The sequence below is a fragment of the Nonomuraea sp. NPDC050733 genome (assembly GCF_040654215.1).
Classification (GTDB): domain Bacteria; phylum Actinomycetota; class Actinomycetes; order Streptosporangiales; family Streptosporangiaceae; genus Nonomuraea.
Window position 1 is genome coordinate 417,256 of the sequence record NZ_JBFAHO010000002.1, and the last position, 22,038, is coordinate 439,293.

Consider the following 22,038-nt stretch of genomic DNA (forward strand, 5'->3'; position numbering starts at 1 on the left):
TCAGCTCCTCAGGGTGCTGACCGTGACGAGCTTGGCGTAGATCTCGTCGGTGGACGTCTCGCCGCTGCCGCCCGGGTCGGCGATGACCACGCGCATGTCCGGCAGGCCGTACAGGTTGAGCGCGATGTCCACGCCCGTCTGGACCGGCATGAGGCACTCGCCGGGCGCGAAGATCAGCAGGTTGCGGTAGCCGGCCTTGTGGACCTCCGACACCATCTCGGTGATCTCGCCCGCGCAGCCGGTGATGCCGCAGCTGATCAGCGTGCGGTAGTTGCCGTCGGCGTCCACGAACGCCACCTCGGCGTCGCGTCGCCCGGTCTCGCCGGCGGAGTCGAGGTAGCGCTTCTCCAGCAGGCCCTGCTTGACGAACTTGTCGGCGGCCTTCTGGAAGCGGTACTTCAGCCAGGTCTCGGGGAAGGCGAGCTGGTGCTTGCGGCTCGGCAGCACCAGCTCCGCCGGCAGGCCGTAGTCGCACAGCGCCTTCTCGTACGAGGTCGGCAGCGTGGTGAAGCCCTGGAAGAACTCGGCCCGCAGCTCGCTCGCCGGGCGGTCGTGGGCCGGCACGTACTGCCAGTCGTTGATCAGCAGCAGCAGCCGGCCGGAGACCCCCGCCTCGGCGTACTCGCCGAGCAGGTCGAGCGACAGCTCCCAGGTGTAGCCGGGGAAGATGCCGACGCGGCCGGCGACGCGGCGGCGCATGGTCTCGTCCTTCTGCTCCTCGACGACGCCCGGCACGAGCCGTCCGGACGCCTCGTCCTCGAACAGCATGAAGTGCCCGCCCATGACGACGAGGTCGCCGAGCTCGGAGGCGGGCAGCTCGCGGGCGATCGCGTCGCGGAGCTCCTGCTCCGAGGCGACCAGCCTGTGGGTCTTGCTCACTCGGTCGGTGACGGCGTGGTTCATCGAAACTCCTTGAGGCTGGAGACCCGGGGCTTCAGTGCTGTGGGGAAAGCCGGACACTATCCGTGATTGATATATCCACGGTGTGTGATTCTCTTAGGATTGATCTATGAGGACGGCGTACAGGTGCCGGGCGTACCCGACGCCTGAGCAGGCCAACGTGTTGAATCGCACGTTCGGCTGCGTGCGCGTCGTCTGGAACCGCATCCTGGCCTGGCGGCAGGGCCGATACCGCACCGAGCGGGCGAAGACCGGTTTCAGGCAGGCCAACGCCTACCTCACCGCGATGAAGGCCACCGAGGCGCTGGCGTGGCTGAACGAGGTGTCCTCGGTGCCGTTGTAGCAGGCGATCCGGCACCAGCAGGCGGCGTTCACGAACTTCTTCGCCGGACGCGCCCGGCACCCGCGCTACAAGTCCCGCACCGGGCGGCAGTCGGCCGAGTACACCCGTTCCGGGTTTCGCTACCGCGACGGGCGGCTGTTCCTGGCGAAGATGGACATGCCGCTGGCATTCGTCTGGTCCTGGCCGGAGGTGGATCCGGCGTCGATCAACCCGAGCACGGTGACCGTCTCCCGGGATCCGTGCGGGCGGTGGTACGTCTCCTTCGCCGTCGATGTCGCCGCCCCTGACCGGCTTCCACCGACGCATGCCGTGGTCGGCGTCGATCTGGGGGTGAAGGACTTCGCCGTCACCTCCGACGGCGAGAAGATCCCGAATCCGCGTCATCTGGTCCAGCGGGAACGCAATCTGGCTCGCTACCAGCGCCGCCACGCGCGGAAGGTCAAGGGGTCGAACAACCGCAGGAAGGCGAAGGCCAAGGTCGCCCGCGCCCACCGGAAGGTGCGCGCGTCCCGAGCGGATTTCCTGCACAAGACCAGCACGCGGCTGGTCCTCGACCACGACGTGATCGTGGTCGAGGACTTGGCCGTGGCCAACATGGTTCGTAACCGCACGCTGGCCAAGGCGATCTCCGACTGCGGGTGGGGCACCTTCCGCCGCATGCTGGAATACAAAACAACCAGATACGGGCGTCACCTCATCGTGGTCGACCGCTGGCTGCCCAGCTCCAAGACCTGCTCGGCCTGCGGGCACCTGCTCACCCAACTCCCGCTCAGCACCCGGACGTGGCAGTGCCCGTCCTGCGGCACCCGGCACGACCGGGACGTCAACGTCGCGAAGAACATCCTGGCGGCAGGTCTTGCCGTGTCCGCCTGTGGAGGTGACGTCAGACATTCCGGGTCCCCCCAGGTGCAGTCGCCCGTGAAGCAGGAACCCCAACCTGTGAAGGTCGGAATCCCCCGCCGTTAGGTATGGGGAAAAAGTCAAGACTGCACTCCGAGCGCGTGAGATCTGATGGACGGTGGTCATCCGCGGGCGGCCGGATCGGTACGAGCAGGCCGGCGAGGACGCCGAGCGGGACCGGCCCGGCGAGCTGCTGGAGGGTCAGGCCCTCCCAGCCGCTCTCGCGGAGCTCGGCCAGCACCCTGGGGATGCGCAGGGCGCGCCCTCCGGCGAGGGTGTAGCTGTCGGAGAGGTCGAGAGGGGGCAGCCCGTGGACGAGTCGCACGGCGCAGGCGAGGGCGCGGGCGGCCTCGCCGGCCGGAGCGCCGTCCCAGGAGGGGAGCGCGGCCGGAGCGGCCGTCCGGGGCGGATCGGGCAGCCCGGCCAGCCGGGCCACGTCACCGAGGCGGGGACCTGCCGTCGCGCTGGTGTCGCAGGCGAGGATGAGGGCCTCGTGGCCGCGCAGGAACGCCTCCACGGCCGCGCCGTCCATGACCGCGGACGACGCCTGGAGGGACACGGCGACCGCGTCGCGCCACTCGTCCACCCGCAGGTACGTCTCGGACCCGGCGTGCGCCCACGCCTCCGGCACCGGATGCCAGGTGACGGCGGTGCGCCGGCCCCCGTAGTCCTTGGTGCGCTGCTTGATGAAGTTGACCTCCGAGCCGAGCCGCACCACCTGGCCGCGCCGCGAGCCCTCGCGCGACACCAGCTCGGTCACCTCGTCGTACGGGAGGTAGGAGTGCTCCTTGGCCCGCTCGAAGGCGGCCGCCACCCGGGCGAGCAACTCGGCGAACGTGGGAGCGCCGGAGCAGTCCACACGCACCAGCGTCGGCGAGAACATGCAGGTCAGGACGTCCGGGTACGGGTGGGACTCGCGGTTGCTGACGAACGACAGGAAGCCGGCCGAGTCCAGGCCGGTGTAGGCGGCGGTCAGCGCGGTGTGGGCGGCCAGGTGGACCAGCGACGGCCACACGCCGTACCGGGCGGCGACCCGCCGGGTGGCCTCCAGGAGGGCGGGAGAGGTCAGCGTCGCGTGCCCGGCCGGCTGCTCATCGGCCGCACCCGTACCCTCCCGGCGGCGGGCGGCGAAGGGGTCCGCGGGCAGCGCGGCGACCTGCTCCTGCCAGTACGCGACGGAGCGGGCGGCCACCACGGTGGCGTCGGCCGACGTCTCGTGACGGGCCAGGTCCGACGGCCGGTGGCGGACCGGCATGAGCGTGGCGGGCCGGCGCGCGGCCAGACCGGCGCCCTGCGTGCGCAGCTCCCGCTTCAGCTCGCCCAGCGTCCACACGTCCACCGCCAGGTGGTTGAGCACCACGACGGCGCGCTTGGCCACGCCGCCCGCCGTGATGACGACCGCCCGGATGGGCCACTCGCCGGCCAGGTCGAACGGCCGCGTGCTGAGCTCCTCGATCACCTCGGCGGGCGCGGCGGTGCCGTCCCGCTCCGCGGTGACCTCCGGGACCTTCAGGGCGCCCGGCGGGTGGATCCGCTGCACGGGCCCGGTCCCGGGCTCGCCGGCGTCGAGGTGGTACGTGGTGCGCAGCGTCTCGTGCCGGCGGACCAGAGAGGTGAACATCGCGCGGCAGTGGGCGAGCGTGACACCGGGCGGCACGTCGAAGGTGAGGACGACGTGCGTCTCGTGCTGGTGTCCGGGCGGGAGCTGGTGGACGCGCAGCCACATGTAGCGCTGCCCCCAGCACAGGTTCGCGGATCTCACAGCGGACAACTCGGCCTCCACCGCCGGCGATGGTTTTCGGGATGACGCGTCAGACTTTCGGATAACACCGAGGATTGGCTTTTCCCGGGACCGTGACAAGCAGCCCGCGCTGGCAGGTTGGGCGTGCGACAAGCTGCCAGCGTGCTCTTTCCCGGTCTTCTTGACCGCTGCTCCGCCATTCCCTGAAGCTTTGTATGAATGGATATTTCTGGCAGATTGGCGGATGACGATGTCTGAAATTCCGAGCCAGTTCCAGAGCCTTCTGCGCGCGCACCTGCCGTACGCGGACGCGGCGGAGCTCTCCGCCCGGGACGAGCTCGCCGGTCTCGGCCTCGACTCGATGGGCGTCGTGCGGCTGCTGGTCGACATCGAGAACGGCTACGCGGTCGAGCTGCCCGACGAGATGCTGGACGAGTCGACGTTCGCCACGGTCGGCTCGCTCTGGCAGGCGCTCACCATGCTCCCGGCGTTCCCGCCGGTCCACTGACGCACGGACGTCAGAAGGGCGGGGGCCGGTTCGCCGGCCCCCGCCCTCTCCTTTCCCCGGACGTCAGGGCTTGAGGGTCGTGGCCAGCGCGCGGCGGTCCACCTTCCCGTTGGCGTTGAGCGGCAGCTCGCCCAGCACGGTCACCGCGCGCGGCACCATGTACCCCGGCAGCACCTCGGCGACGCCCTTGACCAGCGCCACCGGGTCGAGCGCCGTCCCGGTGCAGGCGGCCTCCAGCTCCAGCTCGCCGTCCGCCCCGGGCAGCGCCAGGACCACGGCCTCGTCCACTCCGGGCCTGGCCCGCAGGGCGGCCTCCACCTCGCCCAGCTCGACCCGGTGCCCCGAGATCTTCACCTGCTGGTCCAGCCGCCCGAGGTGGACGAGCAGCCCGTCGCGCCAGGCGACCCGGTCGCCGGTGCGGTACCAGAGGTCGCCGGCCATGGTGGCGGCGGCCGGGGCGGGCACGGCCCGGCCGCCGTCGAAGGCGACGAAGCGGCCCTCGTTGACCGCCGGGTCCGTGTACCCCGGGAAGCGCTGCGGGCCGCGCAGGCACAGCTCGCCCTCCGCCGCCGGCCGCCCGTCCGCGCCCAGCACCACGTGCTCCACCCCCCGGTACGGCAGGCCGATCGGCACGGTGCCGTTGGCCGTCTCCGGCCAGCGGGCCCGGTCGGCGGGCAGGCGGTACTCGGCGCAGGAGATGGTCAGCTCCGTCGGGCCGTACAGGTTCTCCAGCACGCTGTGCGGCGCCGCCTCCCGCCACGCGTCCGCCTGCCGCAGCGTCAGCGGCTCGCCGCAGAACAGGCTCCAGCGCAGCGACGGCATCGAGCCCGGGGCCAGCCGGCGCAGGCGCAGGGCCAGCGAGACCACCGACGGCACCGAGAACCAGTGCGTCAGCCGCTCCCTGGCCACGAACGCCACCGGCTTGAGCAGGTCGTACCGGCTCGGGACGACAAGCGTCGCCCCGCCGCCCCAGGTGGCGAACATGTCGAAGACCGACAGGTCGAAGGTCAGGTCGAACGTCTGCGACGTCCGGTCGCCCGGCCCCAGCCCGTAGCGGGGGACGACGTGCGACAGGTACGCGCCGACGGAGCGGTGCCGCAGCGGCACGCCCTTGGGCGCGCCGGTCGAGCCCGAGGTGAACAGGACATAGGCGAGCCCGTCCACCCCGTCCGGCGGCGCCAGCGGCTCCGCCCGGTCGCCGCCCGGGTCGTCCAGGGTGACGGCTAGCGTTCGCGAGGGGAACGGCGGCAGGGGGCCGCGGGCGGCGTCGGCCAGGACGACGTCCAGGCGGGCGGCCCCGGCGACGGCGAGGTTGCGCGCCGCGGGCATGGCGGGGTTGAGGGGGACCGCGGTGGCGCCGATCCGCTGGACGGCCAGGTACCCGGCGTAGGCCAGGGTGTCGCGGGCCGCGTACAGGCCGACCCGCGACGGGCGCCCGCCGGGGCAGGACGCCAGGATCCGCGCGGCCAGGCGCGCCGCCAGGTCGTCCAGCTCGGCGTAGGTGTGGCGGACGCCGCCCGCCTCCAACGCCACCCGGTCGCCGAAGCGCGCCACCGAGCCGGCGAACCACTGGTGAAGGGTGCGTTCCACAGTCGTCTCCACGTCGTCTCCACGTCGTCTTCACGGTCGTCTTCACGGTCGTCTCCACGGTCTTCCCGGGCCTGCGGCACTACCCGGGGTGCCGCGGCGGGTCGGGGAGGTCGCGGGGGAAGAGCGACGGCGGGAGATCCTGCCCGGACCGGCCGGAGCCCTCCCACAGGTCGGCCAGACGCCGGTCAGGGTCGGCGACGGCGAGCTGCGTGCCCAGGGCGAGCGTCCGCATGATGTCCACCATCGCCTCCGCGGGCAGCACCTCCGGGTCCGCCAGCATGAGCACGCTGGTACGGCCGCCCTGCACCGCCACCCGCACCCGGAACGCCTGCCCGTACTGCTGCGCCAGCGGCGTCCAGGCCAGCTCCGCCGGGCTCTGGTCGGCCGGGTCCGAGGGACGGCGGTCCACCTGGATGTAGTTGAACCACGCCCGGAACAGGTGGTTGACCCAGCAGTCGTGCCCCGGGTCCCGGCCGGTCCTGGCCGCGTCGCCCGCGGCCAGCTCGGCGACGCGGTCGAAGTCGTAGCAGGAGTACCGGTACGACTTCGCGCCCGCCCAGTGCAGCCGCCTGATGTGCTCGGCGAGCGTGGCGCCGGGGTCCACGCCGGTGACGAAGGGGATGAGCTGGTTCATCGTGCCCACGTTGTGCTGGTCCTCCTGGGCGAACCGGTTGGAGGACATCAGGCTCATCGTCACCCGGTCGGTGCCCAGGTGGCGGGCCAGCCCGGCGGCGACGAACGCCATGACCACGGCCGGCGCGGTGACCCCGTGCCGGCGGCCCGCCTCCGCCGCGAGCCCGCCGAGCCGCCGCGAGTGCAGCGTGAGCTCCAGCCGGTTGCGCTTGACGCGTGCCGGCAGCGTGGGCAGCCGGTCCATGAGCCCCTCGGCCAGCACGTCCTGCCAGTACCGCTCGGAGCTCTCCTGCCGGGGCCGCCACGCCTCATCTCGCTGCCGCCGTGCCAGCTCGCGCGGGGCCAGGCCCGTCACGGCCGTCGCGTCCGGGTCGGCCACCAGCGCCTTGAACTGGTCCTGCAGGTGGTGGATCGACCACAGATCGAGGATGAGATGGGAGAAGGCCAGGCTGATGTACAGGGGCGCGCCGTCGGGGGAGCGGACCAGCCGGCCCCGCCAGTTCAGGTCGCCGCTCATGGCGAACGGCCGCGCCACCAGCTCCGCCTTCGTCTGCTCGTGCTCGGCGGGGTCGGTGACGACCCGGTCCACCGTCTCGACGGGCAGGGGCACGTCGTCGTGGACCACCTGGACCGGCCGGTCGCCGCGCGGACGGTAGGTCGTCCGCAGCGCCTCGTGCCGGTCGGCCAGCCGCCGCAGAGCGGTCGTGACCTGCCCGTTCGACAGGCCGCGCAGGTCCCAGGTCGTCGCCAGGTTCGCCTCGTGCAGCCAGTCCTCCGGATACCGCTCGATCTCCCGCCAGCTGAAGAGCTGGCCGTTGCTGAGAGGCGCCTCGACGGACATGTGGTCTCCTCCCGGCGGCTTTCTCCGTCCGACATTCATTGCGCGGGCGAACGCCCGGGGTCAAGGCCGGCGGGGGTGGCCGGCGCTGGCCACTAATGGCGGCCACAAGGTGCCAGTCGGCGACCGTGTCCCCGAATTGTGCACGCCCTTAGTGTCTTATCGACAACTATGCGAAAGCCGCTAGACCAGAACGCCGCGGATTAATTGTCCGCGCGGTCCGAATAAACCGGCGGCGCCATGTCGAATGGCGCCCGAGGCTTGAGGTGGCGCATTGATGGCTGGTGAGTCGACACAGCGGGCGGGGACCGGCGGGCCGGACGCGATCGCCGTCGTCGGCATGGCGTGTCGGCTGCCGCGCGCCGCCGGTCCGGCGGAGTTCTGGCGGCTCCTGAGCGAGGGCGTGGACGCGGTCACCGCCGCCCCCGAGGAGCGCTGGCCCGGAGCCGGTCACCGGCGGGGCGGGTTCCTGGAGTCCGTGGACGGGTTCGACGCCGCGTTCTTCGGCATCTCGCCGAACGAGGCCGCGGCCATGGACCCGCACCAGCGCCTCGTGCTGGAGCTGGCCTGGGAGGCGCTGGAGAACGCCCGCGCCGTCCCCACGGGCCTGCGCGGCAGCGCCGCCGGCGTCTTCCTGGGCGCCATCTCGAACGACTACGCCGCGCTCCAGGCCAGGCTCGGCGCCGAGGAGCGCGGCCGGCACGCGTACGTCGGCGCCAACCGCGCCATGATCGCCAACCGGGTGTCCTACTTCCTCGGCCTGCGCGGTCCCAGCCTCACCCTCGACACCGGTCAGTCCTCGTCGCTCGTCGCCGTGGAGATGGCCTGCGAGAGCCTGCGCCGGGGGGAGACCGCGCTCGCGCTGGCCGGCGGCGTCAACCTCAACCTCCTCGCCGAGACCACCGACGCCATCGCCGGGCTCGGCGCCCTGTCGCCCGACGGCCGGTGCCACGTCTTCGACAGCCGCGCCAACGGCTACGTGCGGGGCGAGGGCGGCGGGCTGGTCGTCCTCAAGCGGCTGTCCGACGCGCTCACCGCCGGCGACGCCGTACACGCCGTGATCCTCGGCGGGGCGGTCAACAACGACGGCGGCGGCGAGGGCCTGACCGTGCCCAGCCGGGACGCGCAGGCGGAGGTCATCCGCCTGGCGTGCGCGCGGGCCGGGGTGGACCCCGCCGACGTCCGGTACGTCGAGCTGCACGGCACGGGCACCAAGGTCGGCGACGCGGTGGAGGCCGCGGCGCTCGGCGCCGCCTACGGCGCCGCCCGCCCGGCGGACGACCCGCTGCTGGTCGGGTCGGCCAAGACCAACATCGGCCATCTGGAGGGCGCGGCGGGGATCGCCGGGCTGCTCAAGGTGGTGCTGGCGCTGAAGCACCGCACGGTGCCCGCCAGCCTGCACTTCGAGGCGGCGCCGCCGGAGATCCCGCTGGGGGAGCTGCGGCTGGAGGTGGCGCGGGCGCGCCGCGACTGGCCGGGGGACGGGCGGGCGGCGGTGGCGGGGGTCAGCTCGTTCGGCATGGGCGGCACCAACTGCCACCTCCTCCTGACCGAACCTCCGGCCTCCTCTGGCGCGTCGTCCACCACCCCTCCCTCTCCTCTGTCCTCCTCCTCGCCCCTGCCCTCCGCTTCGGTCCCGGCCATCGCCGACCCGTGCGCGCCCGCCGCCCCGGTGGGCCCCGACCCCTTCGCCGTCCCACGCCCGCCCAGCCCGGCAACGCCCAGCCCGACAACGCCCACGACGCCCGCCACCACCGCGTCGGCCACCGCGTCGGGCACCGCGACGCCCGGCACCTCGACGCCCGGCACCGAAGCGCGGAGGATCGCCGACGCGGAGGACGCGGGGGCGCCGTGGGTGGTGTCGGCGCGTGACGGGGCGGCCCTGCGGGAGCAGGCGCGCCGGCTGCTGCCTCTCGCCGAGGACGCCGCCGTCGCCCCCGGCGACGTCGCCCTCAGCCTGGTACGCAGCCGGGCGATCTTCGAGCGGCGCGCCGTCGTCCTGACCCCCGACCGTCCCACCCGACTGGCCGCGCTGCGCGCCCTGGCCGCCGGGCAGCCGCACGACGACGTCGTGGTCGGAACCGCCGCGAACGGCGTGAAGGGGAGCGCCGCGCGTGGAGACGCAACCGGGACCGGTTCGAGCGGAGAAGTCGCCTTCGTCTTCCCCGGTCAGGGGTCCCAGTGGCCCGGCATGGCCCGCGAGCTCCTGGCCTCCTCGCCCGTCTTCGCCGCGCGCCTGGCCGAGTGCGCCGCCGCCCTGGCCCCCTTCACCGGCTTCTCCCTCATGGACGTCCTCCAGGAGGCCCCCGGCGCCCCGGGCCTGGAGCGGGTGGACGTGGTCCAGCCCGCCCTGTGGGCCGTCATGGTGTCGCTGGCCGAGGTGTGGCGCTCCCACGGCGTCGAGCCCGGCGTCGTCATCGGCCACTCCCAGGGCGAGATCGCGGCGGCCACGGTCGCCGGGGCCCTCACCCTGGCCGACGCCGCCCGTGTCGTCGCCCTGCGCAGCCGCGCCATCGCCGGCATCACCGGCCGCGGCGGCATGCTGTCGGTGGCCGCCCCTCTCGACCTCGTACGGCGGGTGATCGCCGAGGTCGAGGCCCCCGTGTCGGTGGCCGCCGTCAACGGCCCCCGATCCGTGGTGGTCTCCGGCCCGAGCGACGCGCTCGCCGTGCTCGCCGACCGGCTCTCGGAGCACCGGGCCAAGCTCGTCCCCGTCGACTACGCCTCCCACTCCGCCGAGGTCGAGGAGGTACGCGACGAGGTGCTCGCGGCCCTGGCCCCGGTACGGCCGGTGAGCGTCGCCACGACCTTCGTCTCCACGCTCACGGGCGAGCCGATGGACACGGCCGGACTCGACGCTGGCTACTGGTACCGCAGCCTGCGCCACCAGGTGCGCTTCGCCCAGGCGGTGGAGACGGCGCTGGCGGGCGGCTGCTCGCTGTTCGTGGAGTGCAGCCCGCATCCCGTACTGGTCACCGGCACCGAGGAGACGGCCGAGGCCGCCGGGCGGGACGTGGCGGTCACCGGGACCCTGCGGCGCGGCGAGGGCGGGCCGGAGCGGGTGCTGCGGTCGCTGGCGCAGGCGTTCACGCAGGGCGCGCCGGTGGACTGGTCGGGTCCGTGCGCCACGCCGGGCGCGCGGCCGGTGGACCTGCCGACGTACCCGTTCCAGCGCGAGCCCTGCGGCCCCGCCATCGTCCCCCTCCGCCCCGCCACGCGCGTCGACCACGCCGCCTCTCCTGGCGGGCGCGCCGTTCCCGTTGCTGAAGCAGGGGGAGCCGTCGCGGGAAGCGGCGGCGCGGGCGGGTCCCGGGCCGAGGCGCGGGAGCTGGTGCTGGGTGCGGCCGCCCGCGTGCTCGGGCACCGCGACCCGGGCGGGATCGAGGCGGGCAGGACGTTCAAGGACCTCGGGTTCGACTCGGTGGCGGCGGTGGAGCTGCGCGACCGGCTGCGCGCCGCGACCGGCCTGCGGCTGCCGGCCGGTGTCCTGTTCGACCACCCCACCCCGGAACGCCTCACCGACCACCTGCACACCCTTCTCGCCTCGACCGGAACGCCCGGAACAGGCCAGGCGGCCGGCACCGGCCCGGTCCCCGACGCCCCGACCGCGGACGTCCCGACCGCGGACGACCCGGCCGATGACGAGCTGGTCGCCGTGGTCGGGATGGGGTGTCGCTACCCCGGTGGCGTGGCGTCGCCCGACGACCTCTGGCGGCTGGTCAGCAGCGGGATCGACGCCATCGGTGACTTCCCCGCCAACCGCGGATGGGACCTGGGCGCCCTGTTCGCCACCGGCTCCGACCGGTCCGGCACCAGCGACACCCGGCTGGGCGGCTTCCTGCACGACGCCGACCGGTTCGACGCCGCGTTCTTCGGCATCAGCCCCCGTGAGGCGCTGGCCATGGACCCGCAGCAGCGCCTGCTGCTGGAGGTCTGCTGGGAGACTCTCGAACGCGCCGGCCTGGACCCGGCCGCGCTGCGCGGCTCGGCGACCGGCGTGTTCGTCGGCGCGATGGCCCCCGACTACGGCCCCCGCCTGGACCAGCCCGACAGCGCCGCCGAGGGGCATCTGCTGACCGGCACCGCGCTCAGCGTGGTCTCCGGCCGCATCTCGTACCTGCTGGGCCTGCGCGGCCCGGCCATGACGACCGACACCGCCTGCTCCTCCTCGCTCGTCTCGATCGTCCTCGCGGTGCAGGCGCTGCGGCGCGGCGACTGCGCGCTGGCGCTGGCCGGCGGGGCGACGGTGATGTCACGGCCCGGGATGTTCGTGGAGTTCAGCAGGCAGGGCGGACTTTCGCCCGACGGCCGGTGCAAGGCGTTCTCGGCCGCGGCCGACGGCACCGGCTGGGCCGAGGGCGCGGGGATGCTGCTGCTGGAACGGCTGTCCGACGCCCGCCGCCTCGGGCACCCGGTCCTGGCCGTGATCAGGGGCGGCGCGGTCAACCAGGACGGCGCCAGCAACGGCCTGACCGCCCCGAACGGCCAGGCGCAGCAGGACGTCATCCGCCTCGCGCTGGCCGACGCCCGCCTGTCCGCGGCCGACGTGGACGTGGTCGAGGCGCACGGCACCGGCACCAGGCTGGGCGACTCCATCGAGGCCGAGTCGCTGATCGCCGCGTACGGCTCCGCCCGCGAGGGGCATCAGGCAAGCGGTCCCGTCTGGCTGGGGTCGTTGAAGTCGAACATCGGGCACACCCAGGCCGCGGCCGGCGTCGGCGGCGTGATCAAGATGGTCAAGGCGCTGGAGCACCGGACGCTGCCGCGCACCCTGCACGTGGACGAGCCGACCCCGCACGTGGACTGGGACGCCTCCGGGGTGCGGCTGCTGGCCGAGCCCGTCGAGCTGCCGGACGGCCCCCGGCCGGTACGCGCAGGGGTGTCCAGTTTCGGCATCAGCGGCACGAACGCGCACCTCATCCTGGAAAGCGCCCCCGGCGCCGGTGACCCCGGTACCCCCGCCGGTGACGACCCGCTGGTGTGGGCGTTCTCGGCGAAGAGCGAGGCCGCGCTGCGGGCGCAGGCCGTACGGCTGCGCGGCCACGCGGCGCGCCTCGCCGAGGAGGAGCTGGGCGCGGCCGGGAGGGCACTGGCGCGCAGGGCCGGGTTCGCGCACCGCGCCGTGGTCGTCGCCCGGGACCGTGACGAGCTGCTCGCCGCCCTGGACGCCCTCGCCGCGGACGCCCCGCACGCCGCGCTCACCACCGGAACGGCCCTCGACGACCCCCGCCCCGTGTTCGTCTTCCCTGGTCAGGGCTCCCAGTGGGCCGGCATGGCCGTGGACCTGCTCGACGCCGACCCCCGCTTCCGCGAGCGGCTGGAGCACTGCGACCGGGCGCTGGCCGCGTACAGCGGCTGGTCCGTCGTGGACGTGCTGCGTGGCGCGGACGGCGCGCCCCCGCTGGAAGGGACGGACGTCATCCAGCCCGCGCTGTTCGCCGTCATGGTGTCGCTGGCCGGGCTGTGGCGCTCGCTCGGCGTGAACCCCGCCGCCGTGCTCGGCCACTCGCAGGGCGAGATCACCGCGGCGTGCGTCGCCGGCGTGCTGCCCCTGGAGGAGGCCGCCCGGGTGGTCGTGCTGCGCAGCCGCGCGCTCCTCCGGCTCGGCGACCGCGGCGGCATGGTGGCCGTGTCCCTGCCGGCCGAGCGGGCCGCGGAGCTGCTGGGGCCGTGGAGCGGCCGGCTGTGGCCCGCCGTCCACAGCGGTCCCGCCAGCTCGGTGGTCGCCGGCGACGCGGACGCGGTGGAGGAGCTCGTCGCCGCCTGCCCCGACGGCGTGCGGATGCGCCGCGTCGCGGTCGGGTACGCCGCCCACACCCCGCACGTCGAGGAGCTGCGCGAGGAGCTGCTGACCACGCTCGCGGACGTGCGTCCCGGCCCGGCCGACACGGCCTTCTGCTCCTCGTACGCCGGTGACTTCCTCGACACGGAGGGCCTGACCGCCGAGTACTGGTTCACCAGCCTGCGCAACCCCGTGCTGTTCCGGCAGGCCGTCGAGACGGTCGCCGGGACGGGCACGACCCTGTTCGTCGAGGCCAGCCCGCATCCGACGCTGGTCGGCCACATCCAGGACACCCTGGCCGCCGCCGGGCTGCCCGGCGGCGCCACCGGCACGCTGCGGCGCGGCGACGGCGGCCGGCAGAGCCTGCTGCGGGCGCTCGGCCAGGCGTGGGTGCTCGGCGCGAGCCTCGACTGGACGGCGGCCCTCGGGCCCGCGCCCCGCCACGACGCGGGACTGCCGACCTACCCGTTCGAGCGCCAGAGGTTCTGGCTCGACCCCGGCCCCGCCGGCGACTCCTCGACCTCCCGCCACCCGCTGCTGGGCACGGCCGTGCCGCTGGCGGCCGACGACGGCTTCCTGCTGGCGGGCCGGCTGTCGCGGGCCGCCGCCCCGTGGCTGTCCGACCACGCCGTGGACGGCGCGGTGCTGCTTCCGGGCACCGCGTTCGTCGAGCTGGCGCTGGAGGCCGCCGCCACGGCCGGGTGCGAGACGGTCGAGGACCTGACGCTGGAGGCGCCGCTGTACCTGCCGGAGACGGGCACCGTTCACGCGCAGGTCGCCGTGGGCGGGCCCGACGCGGAGGGGCGGCGCACGCTCGCCGTCCACGCCCGCCCGGCGGACGACCCGGACGCGCCCTGGACACGCCACGCCACCGGCCTCCTCACCCCGACCCTGACCACCCCGACCGTCCTGCCGGGCGCGAACGCGGCCTGGCCGCCGCCCGGCGCCGAGCCGGTGGACCTGGACGACCTGTACGGCCGGCTCGCCGAGCGCGGCTACGACTACGGGCCCGCGTTCCAGGGGCTGCGCGCCGCCTGGCGCGGGGACGGCGTCGCGTACGTCGAGGTGGAGCTGCCCGAGCCGGTGCGCGACGACGCGGAGCGCTACACCCTGCACCCCGCGCTCCTGGACGCCGCCCTGCACCTGGTGGTGCTGGAGCGGGCCGGGGACCCGGCGACCGTGCTGCTGCCGTTCTCCTGGAACGGGGTACGGGTGACTGCCGGGGGCGCGAGCACGCTGCGCGTCCGCGTCACCGACGGCGACGGCGACACGATCTCCCTGGCCGCCCACGACGCGGCCGGCCGACCGGTCGGCGAGGCCGCCGGCCTGGCGCTGCGCCGGGTGCCCCGCACCGGCGACGCCGCCCGAGCCGGGAACGGCGCCGCCTCCTACGCCCTCGACTGGACGCCCGTGCCGGTCACCCCGGCGGACCCGGCCGGGCAGCGGTGGGCCGTCGTCGGCGTCGACGACCTGGCCGACGAGATCGACGCCGAGCTGGCGGCGGCCGGGATCGGCGCGCCCCGCTACTACGACCTGGCCTCCGTGGCCGACATGAGCACGGGGGAGATCCCCGGCCTGGTGCTCGCCCCCTGCCGGGGCGACGCCGCCGACCTGCCGTACTCCGCGCACGACACTCTGCACCAGGCGCTCGACCTGGTGCAGAGCTGGCTCGGCGACGAGCGGTTCGCCGGGTCGCGGCTGGTGTTCGTCACCCGGCCCGGCGACGCGGCGGGGGCCGCGGTGTGGGGGCTGGTGCGGTCGGCGCAGTCGGAGCATCCGGAACGGTTCACGCTGGCGGAGCTGCCGGAGGGCTTCTCCGCGTGGGACGCGCTGGCGGGCGGGATCGCGGCGGGCGAGACGCAGCTCGCCACGGGCGAGGACGGCCTGCTGGCGCCCCGCCTGGTCCGCCGCGTCCCGGCCCCCGCCTCTCCGGAAGGCCCCGCTTCCCGGGATGTCTCCGCAGAGTCCGCTTCCCCGGAGGAGCGGGACGGCTGTGTGCTCGTGACCGGTGGCACCGGAGGGCTGGGCGCGCTGGTGGCGCGGCGGCTGGTGGAGCGGCACGGCGTGCGCGAGCTGGTCCTGGCCTCCCGCCGCGGCCCGGACGCCCCGGGAGCCGAAGCGCTGGCGGCCGAGCTGGCCGAGCTGGGCGCGAGCGCCCAGGTGGTGGCCTGCGACGTGTCCGACCGGCGGGCGCTGGCCGCCCTGCTGGAGCGGTTCCCGTCCCTGACGGGAGTGGTCCACACCGCCGGCGTGCTGGACGACGCGGTCGTCGAGGGCCTGTCGGCGCAGCGGCTCGACGCCGCCCTGGCCCCGAAGGCGGACGCCGCCTGGCACCTGCACGAGCTGACCCGTGACCTGCCGCTGACGTCGTTCGTGCTGTTCTCGTCCGTCGCCGGCCTGCTCGGCAACCCCGGGCAGGGCAACTACGCCGCCGCCAACGCCTTCCTCGACGCGCTCGCGCGGCACCGGCGCGAGCACGGCCTGCCCGCCGTGTCCATCGCCTGGGGGCTGTGGGACACCGGCGCCCACGGCATGGCGGGCGCTCTCGGCGGCGCCGACGTGGCCCGCCTGGCACGGGGCGGCATCGCGCCGCTGACCGTCGAGGAGGGCCTGGACCTGTTCGACCTGGCGCTGCCCGGCCAGGCCGATCCGCTGCTCGTGGCGGCCCGCTGGGACCGGGCCGGGCTGCGCGACCGGGCCGAGGCCGGCGACCTGCCGCCCGTGCTGCGCGGGCTGGTCCGCGGCTCCCGCCGTACCGTCCGGAGCGCGGCGTCCGCGCAGCCGGCCGCGGCCGGGCAGGGGCTCGGCGAGCGCCTGGCCGCGCTGACCGAGCCGGAGGCCCACGCCCACCTGACCGCGCTGGTCCGCTCGCACGTCGCCACCGTCCTCGCGCACAGCAGTCCCGAGCAGGTGGACGTGGACCGCGCGTTCAACGAGCTGGGGTTCGACTCGCTGACCGCCGTGGAGCTGCGCAACCGGCTCAACGCCGAGACCGCCCTGCGGCTGCCGGCGACCCTCGTCTTCGACCACCCGACCGTCACCGCGCTCGCCGGCTACCTCTACCGCACCCTCGCGCCCGACACCCCGTCACCCGAGGACGCCCTGCGAACGGCGGTGGACCAGGCCGAGTCGGTGCTGCTGGCCGCCAACGGCGGGGCGGACGCGCTGCGCGGCCAGCTCGTCGCCATCCTGCAGAGCGCGCTCGGCCGCATCGGGACCGCCCCCGCCGCCGCGCCGGCCGCCACGCGGAGCCGGCCCGGCGGGGCCGCCGAGGAGATCGTCACCGCCTCCGACGAGGAGATCTTCGCCTTGATCGACAACCGGGCCATGACGGCCCCCCTGAAGCCCGCGGTGGAAAGGCCTGGCCATGGCGAGTGAGGACAAGCTCCGCGCGTACCTGAAGCGCGTCACCGTCGAGCTGGCGGAGACGCGGCGGCGCCTGGCCGAGGAAGCCGGCCGCCGGCACGAGCCGGTGGCGATCGTGGGCATGGCGTGCCGGTACCCCGGCGGCGTCTCCGGCCCCGACGAGCTGTGGGAGCTGGTGGCCTCCGGACGTGACGCGATCAGCGAGTTCCCCGCCGACCGCGGCTGGGACACGGACCTGTTCGACCCCGACCCGGAGGCGCTCGGCAAGACCTACACGCGGCACGGGGGATTCCTGGAGGGGGCGGCCGACTTCGACGCCGCGTTCTTCGGGATCAGCCCGCGCAGCGCGCTGGCCACGGACCCGCAGCACCGGCTGTTCCTGGAGTCGTGCTGGGAGGCGCTGGAGCACGCCGGGATCGACCCGTCGACCCTGCGCGGCAGCCGCACCGGCGTCTACGCGGGCAACATGTACAACGACTACTCCTCGCGCTTCGTGCACGGCTCGATCCCTTCGTCGGTCGAGGGCACGCTGCTGTCCTCCAGCACGCCGAGCGTCATGTCGGGCCGCGTCTCGTACACGCTGGGCCTGGAGGGCCCGTCGCTGACGGTCGACACGGCCTGCTCGTCGTCGCTGGTCACCCTGCACCTGGCCGTGCGGGCGCTGCGCCAGGAGGACTGCTCGCTGGCGCTGGCCGGCGGCGTCACGCTGCTGGTATCGCCGGACGCGTTCGTGGAGTTCAGCCGGCAGCGGGCGCTGTCGCCGGACGGGCGGTGCAAGTCGTTCTCCTCGACCGCCGACGGGGCCGCCTGGTCGGAGGGCGTCGGCGTCCTCGTCCTGGAGCGGCTGTCCGACGCCCGCCGCAACGGGCACCGCGTGCTCGCGGTGGTCCGCGGCTCGGCCGTCAACCAGGACGGCGCCAGCAACGGCATGACGGCGCCCAGCGGACCGGCCCAGGAGCGGGTCATCGAGCAGGCGCTGGCGGACGCCCGGCTCGGCGCCGACGAGGTGGACGTCGTGGAGGCGCACGGCACAGGCACGACGCTGGGCGACCCGATCGAGGCACAGGCGCTGCTGGCCACGTACGGCCGGGAGCGCGGCGCGGACCGGCCGCTCTGGCTGGGATCGGTCAAGTCGAACCTCGGCCACACCCAGGCCGCCGCGGGTGTGGCCGGGGTCATCAAGATGGTCAAGGCCCTCGAACACGAGACGCTGCCGCCCACCCTGCACATCCAGGAGCCGACGCCGCACGCCGACTGGGACTCCGGCGGCGTCCGGCTGCTGACCGCCGGCCGCGCCTGGCCGCGCGGCGAGCGCCCGCGCCGCGCGGCCGTCTCCAGCTTCGGCATCAGCGGCACGAACGCGCACGCCATCATCGAGGAGTACGTCCCCGAGACCGAGACCGAGACCGAGACCGAGACCGAGACCGAGACAGAGACAGAGGCCGGGCCGGACCGCATCCCGGAGGCCGGTGGGCCGCTGGCATGGCCGGTCAGCGCGCACAGCGCCGCCGCCCTGCGCGGCCAGGCCGCCCGCCTGAGCACCCGCGTCACGGCCGCCGACGGCGCGACGGGTCAGCGCCCGGACGCCGCCGACGTGGCGCACTCGCTCGTCACCACCCGGGCCCTCTTCCCGCACCGCGCCGTCGTCCTCGGCCGCGACGGTGACGAGCTGGCCGCCGCCCTCGGCGCGTACGCCCGCCGGGAGCCGGCCCCCGCCGTGATCGAGGGCGTCGCCCCCGAGCACCCGCGTGCCGCGTTCCTGTTCACCGGCCAGGGCGGCCAGCGGCCCGGCATGGGACGGGAGCTGGCCGGGGTCTCGCCGGTGTTCGCCGCCGCCCTGGACGAGGCGTGCGCCGCGCTCGACCCGTACCTCGACCGGCCGCTGCGCGAGGTGATGTGGGCCGCGCCCGGCACGCCCGAGGCGGCGCTGCTCGACGAGACCGCCTACACGCAGCCCGCGCTGTTCGCCTTCGAGGTGGCCGCGTTCCGGCTGCTGGAGTCGCTGGGCCCGGCGCCCGCGGCGGTCGCCGGGCACTCGGTCGGCGAGTTCGCCGCCGCGCACGTGGCGGGCCTCTGGTCGCTGGCCGACGCCGCCCGGCTCGTCGCGGCCCGCGGCCGGCTGATGCAGCGGCTGACCGCGCCCGGCGCGATGGCAGCCGTGGCGGCGAGCGCGGACGAGGTCCGGCCCACGCTCGACGGGCTGGAGCACCTGGTCTCCGTCGCGGCCGTCAACGGGCCCGCGAGCGTGGTCCTGTCCGGCGACGCCGACGCCTGCCTGGCCGTGGCCGGCCAGTGGCGGGACCGGGGCCGTCGCACCCGCAGGCTCGACGTCAGCCACGCCTTCCACTCGCCGCTCATGGAGCCGATGCTCGACGCGTTCGCCGCCGAGCTGGCCGCCGTCCGGTTCGGCGAGCCCCGCCTCGCGTACGTCACCGGCCTGACCGGCCTGGCCGGCACCCCCTGGACCTCGCCGGGCTACTGGCTGGAGCAGATCCGGCTGCCGGTCATGTTCCAGGCCATGGTGGAGCGGCTGGAGAGCGAGGGCATCGGCGTCCTCGTCGAGGTCGGGCCGAAGGCCGTGCTGTCCGGCATGGCGCACGACTGCGTCACCCGCGAGGACACCGTCGTCATCCCGCTGCACCGGCGTGACACCCCGGAGCCGGACGCGCTGACCGCCTGCCTGGCCCGCGCCTGGGTCGCCGGACTCCCGGTCGACTGGCCCGCGCTGTTCCGCCGCGGCACCCGTACGGACCTGCCCACGTACGCCTTCGACAAGCGGCGCTACTGGCTCGACCCGCACGCCCGCGCCGCGGCCCTGTCCGAGGCGCTGCCCTCGGCCGGGCTGGCCGAGGCCTCTCACCCGCTGCTGGGCGCGGTCGTGGACCTGGCGGAGGACGGGCCGACCGTGCTGACCGGCCGCCTGTCGGTGGACGCCGCGCCGTGGCTGGCCGACCACCGGGTGGGCGGCACGGTCGTCCTGCCCGGGGCGGCCATGGCCGACCTCGTCCTGGAGGCGGGCGCGCGGACCGGCTGCGAGCTGGTCGAGGAGCTGATGTTCGAGGCGCCGCTGGTGCTGCCCGCCCGGGGCGGCGTCGTCGTCCAGGTGGTCGTGGAGCGCCCCGACGCCTCCGGCGCCCGGCCGGTGCGGCTCCACTCCCGGCCCGCCGGAGACCCCGAGGCGGGGTGGACCCGGCACCTGTCCGGCACGATCACCGGCAGGGCTTCCCTCAGCCAGGACGCCGCTTCGTGGGCGGTGGCGTGGCCGCCCGCCGGCGCGGTGGCGGTGGAGGTGGAGGGTGGTTACGAGCGGTCGGCGGAGCGGGGTTACGAGTACGGTCCGGCGTTCCAGGGGTTGCGGGCGTTGTGGCGGCGCGGGGACGAGCTGTTCGCGGAGGTCGCTGCTCCGGAGGGGGTCGAGGTCGCCGGGTACGGCGTCCATCCGGCGCTGTTCGACGCGGTGTTCCACCCGCTGGTGGTGGTGGCGCCCGACGGGGAGCTGCGGTTGCCGTTCGAGCTGCGGGGCGCGCGGCTGCACGCGGCCGGGGCCACGGACCTGCGGGTGCGGCTGAGGGAGCTCGGCTCCGACGGGTGCGCCGTCGAGGCCGCCGACCCGTCCGGGCGGCCCGTGCTGTCGCTGGGCTCCCTGCGGGTGCGGCCGGTGCCTGCGGGCGCGCTGGGCGGGCCGTCCGCCGTTCCGGTGTCGTACGGGGTGGAGTGGGTGGAGGCCCCCGCGGCCGGTGCCGCGGCCGGGGTGCCGCCGGTGGTGTGGTGCGTCTCGGAGGGCCAGGACGTGCCGTCGTCGGTGCGGGCGCTGACCGGGCGGGTGCTGGAGGCGGTGGCTTCGGCTCCGGCCGACGGGGTGGTGGTGTTCGCGACCCGGCCCGGTGACGTGGCGGCGGGCGCGGTGCAGGGTCTGGTGCGCACCGTCCAGTCGGAGCAGCCGGACCGGTTCGTGCTGGCGGAGGTGGAGGAGGGGTTCTCGGACTGGGCCCGGCTGGTGGTCGCGGGGGAGCCGCAGGTGCGGGTGGCCGGGGGCGAGGTACTCGTGCCGCGCCTGGCCCGCCGCACGCCGCCGGCCGCCTCGCCCCGCGAGGTGTCCGGGACGGTGCTGGTGACCGGCGGCACCGGAGGGCTGGGCGCGCTGGTGGCGCGGCGGCTGGTGGAGCGGCACGGGGTACGGGACCTGGTGCTGGTCTCGCGCCGGGGGCCCGAGGCTCCGGGGGCCGGCGCGCTCGTCGAGGAGCTCTCCGGGCTGGGCGCGAGCGTCAGGGTGGCGGCCTGCGACGTGGCCGACCGGGCGGCGCTGGCCGCGCTGCTGGCCGAGGTGCCGTCACTGGCCGGAGTCGTCCACACGGCCGGTGTGCTGGACGACGCGGTCGTCGAAGGGCTGACGCCGGACCGGATGGCCGCCGTGCTGGCGCCCAAGGCGGACGCCGCCTGGCACCTGCACGAGCTGACCCTCGACCGGCCCGTGGGACCGTTCGTGCTGTTCTCGTCGCTGGCCGGGGTGCTCGGCAACGCGGGTCAGGGCAACTACGCCGCGGCCAACGCCTTCCTGGACGCCCTGGCCGGGCACCGGCGTGGCCTGGGCCTGCCGGCCGTGTCCGTCGCCTGGGGACTCTGGGACACCGGCGCGACCGGCATGGGCGGCGGCCTCGACGCCGCCGACGTGGCCAGGCTCGCCCGCGCGGGCGTCGCCCCGCTGAGCGTGGAGGAGGGCCTGGAGGCGTTCGACCGCGCCGTGGAGGACTTCGAGGACGCCGAGCCGCTGGTCGTGGCCGCCCGCTGGGACACCGCCGGGCTGCGGGCCCGCGCCGAGGCCGGTGACCTGCCGGCCCTGCTGCGCGGCCTCGTACGGACACCGCGCCGCAGCGCCGGAGAGCAGGGCGGCGGCGTCGCCGGACTGGTGTCCAAGCTCGCCGTGATGACCAGGGACGAGGCCGTGCGGCTGCTCACTGACCGAGTCCGGACGCACGTCGCCGCGGTCCTCGCCCACGGCAGCGCCGAGCACATCGAGGTCGACCGGGCCTTCAACCGCCTCGGCTTCGACTCCCTGACCGCCGTCGAGCTGCGCAACCGGCTCAACGCCGACACCGGCCTGCGCCTGCCCGCGACCCTGGTCTTCGACCACCCGACGGTCAACTCGCTGGCCGAGTACCTCTTCCGCACGCTCGCGCCCCAGGCGCCGTCGCCGGAGGACACGCTGCGCACCGCCCTGGAGCACGTCGGCTCCATGCTGGCCGGCGCCAGGGAAGACGCGGACGCCGTCCGCAGCAAACTCGTCGCCGTGCTGCAGAGCAGCCTGGCCCGGTTCGGGGCGGAGCCGGACGGCTCCGGGCCCGCCGAAACGGTGGTGGACAAGATCGACTCGGCTTCCGACGAGGAGATCTTCGCCCTCATCGACAACGAACTGTGACGCCTGACTCCCGCGACCGAA

General features: G+C 75.1%; 7 protein-coding genes and 1 pseudogene. 4 read left to right on the forward strand and 4 right to left on the reverse strand.

Annotation, left to right across the window (positions count from 1 at the left end):
• On the reverse strand, positions 1-903 hold the full coding sequence (locus tag AB0H64_RS05550; RefSeq protein ID WP_357620407.1) for an LPD16 domain-containing protein: 903 nt from the start codon (positions 901-903) through the stop codon (positions 1-3).
• Between the two features lie 106 nt (positions 904-1,009).
• Between AB0H64_RS05550 and AB0H64_RS05555 the strand changes: the two are divergent.
• Positions 1,010-2,209: pseudogene (locus tag AB0H64_RS05555) on the forward strand (RNA-guided endonuclease TnpB family protein).
• Here AB0H64_RS05555 and AB0H64_RS05560 read toward each other — a convergent pair.
• Positions 2,127-3,905, reverse strand: a complete 1,779-nt coding sequence (locus AB0H64_RS05560; RefSeq protein ID WP_357620409.1) for a condensation domain-containing protein — start codon at positions 3,903-3,905, stop codon at positions 2,127-2,129. The pseudogene AB0H64_RS05555 and the gene AB0H64_RS05560 sit on opposite strands and share 83 nt — an antisense overlap.
• A gap of 229 nt (positions 3,906-4,134) precedes the next feature.
• On the opposite strand from AB0H64_RS05560, the gene AB0H64_RS05565 reads away from it, so the two are divergent.
• On the forward strand, positions 4,135-4,392 hold the full coding sequence (locus tag AB0H64_RS05565) for a phosphopantetheine-binding protein (RefSeq protein ID WP_357620411.1): 258 nt from the start codon (positions 4,135-4,137) through the stop codon (positions 4,390-4,392).
• Between the two features lie 63 nt (positions 4,393-4,455).
• Here AB0H64_RS05565 and AB0H64_RS05570 read toward each other — a convergent pair whose 3' ends face one another.
• Both AB0H64_RS05570 and AB0H64_RS05575 read right to left on the reverse strand, forming a co-directional pair.
• On the reverse strand, positions 4,456-5,982 hold the full coding sequence (locus AB0H64_RS05570; RefSeq protein ID WP_357620413.1) for an amino acid adenylation domain-containing protein: 1,527 nt from the start codon (positions 5,980-5,982) through the stop codon (positions 4,456-4,458).
• Positions 5,983-6,061: 79 nt separating this feature from the next.
• Positions 6,062-7,456, reverse strand: coding sequence for a condensation domain-containing protein (locus AB0H64_RS05575; protein WP_357620416.1), 1,395 nt, complete (start codon positions 7,454-7,456; stop codon positions 6,062-6,064).
• 274 nt (positions 7,457-7,730) lie between these two features.
• Between AB0H64_RS05575 and AB0H64_RS05580 the strand changes: the two genes are divergently transcribed.
• Positions 7,731-16,613, forward strand: coding sequence for an SDR family NAD(P)-dependent oxidoreductase (locus AB0H64_RS05580; RefSeq protein WP_357620418.1), 8,883 nt, complete (start codon positions 7,731-7,733; stop codon positions 16,611-16,613).
• A complete protein-coding gene (locus AB0H64_RS05585; protein WP_357620420.1) occupies positions 16,603-22,017 on the forward strand; it encodes a type I polyketide synthase in 5,415 nt (1,804 codons plus the stop codon). Before AB0H64_RS05580 ends, AB0H64_RS05585 begins: the two co-directional genes overlap by 11 nt.
• The last annotated feature ends 21 nt before the right edge of the window (positions 22,018-22,038 follow it).

Bases quoted from the DNA above. Each gene is read 5' to 3' on its own strand.
- AB0H64_RS05550 (WP_357620407.1), bottom strand. From the start codon at position 903: ATGAACCACGCCGTCACCGACCGAGTGAGCAAGACCCACAGGCTGGTC.
- AB0H64_RS05580 (WP_357620418.1), top strand. From the start codon at position 7,731: ATGGCTGGTGAGTCGACACAGCGGGCGGGGACCGGCGGGCCGGACGCG.
- AB0H64_RS05585 (WP_357620420.1), top strand. From the start codon at position 16,603: ATGGCGAGTGAGGACAAGCTCCGCGCGTACCTGAAGCGCGTCACCGTC.
- AB0H64_RS05565 (WP_357620411.1), top strand. From the start codon at position 4,135: ATGTCTGAAATTCCGAGCCAGTTCCAGAGCCTTCTGCGCGCGCACCTG.
- AB0H64_RS05575 (WP_357620416.1), bottom strand. From the start codon at position 7,456: ATGTCCGTCGAGGCGCCTCTCAGCAACGGCCAGCTCTTCAGCTGGCGG.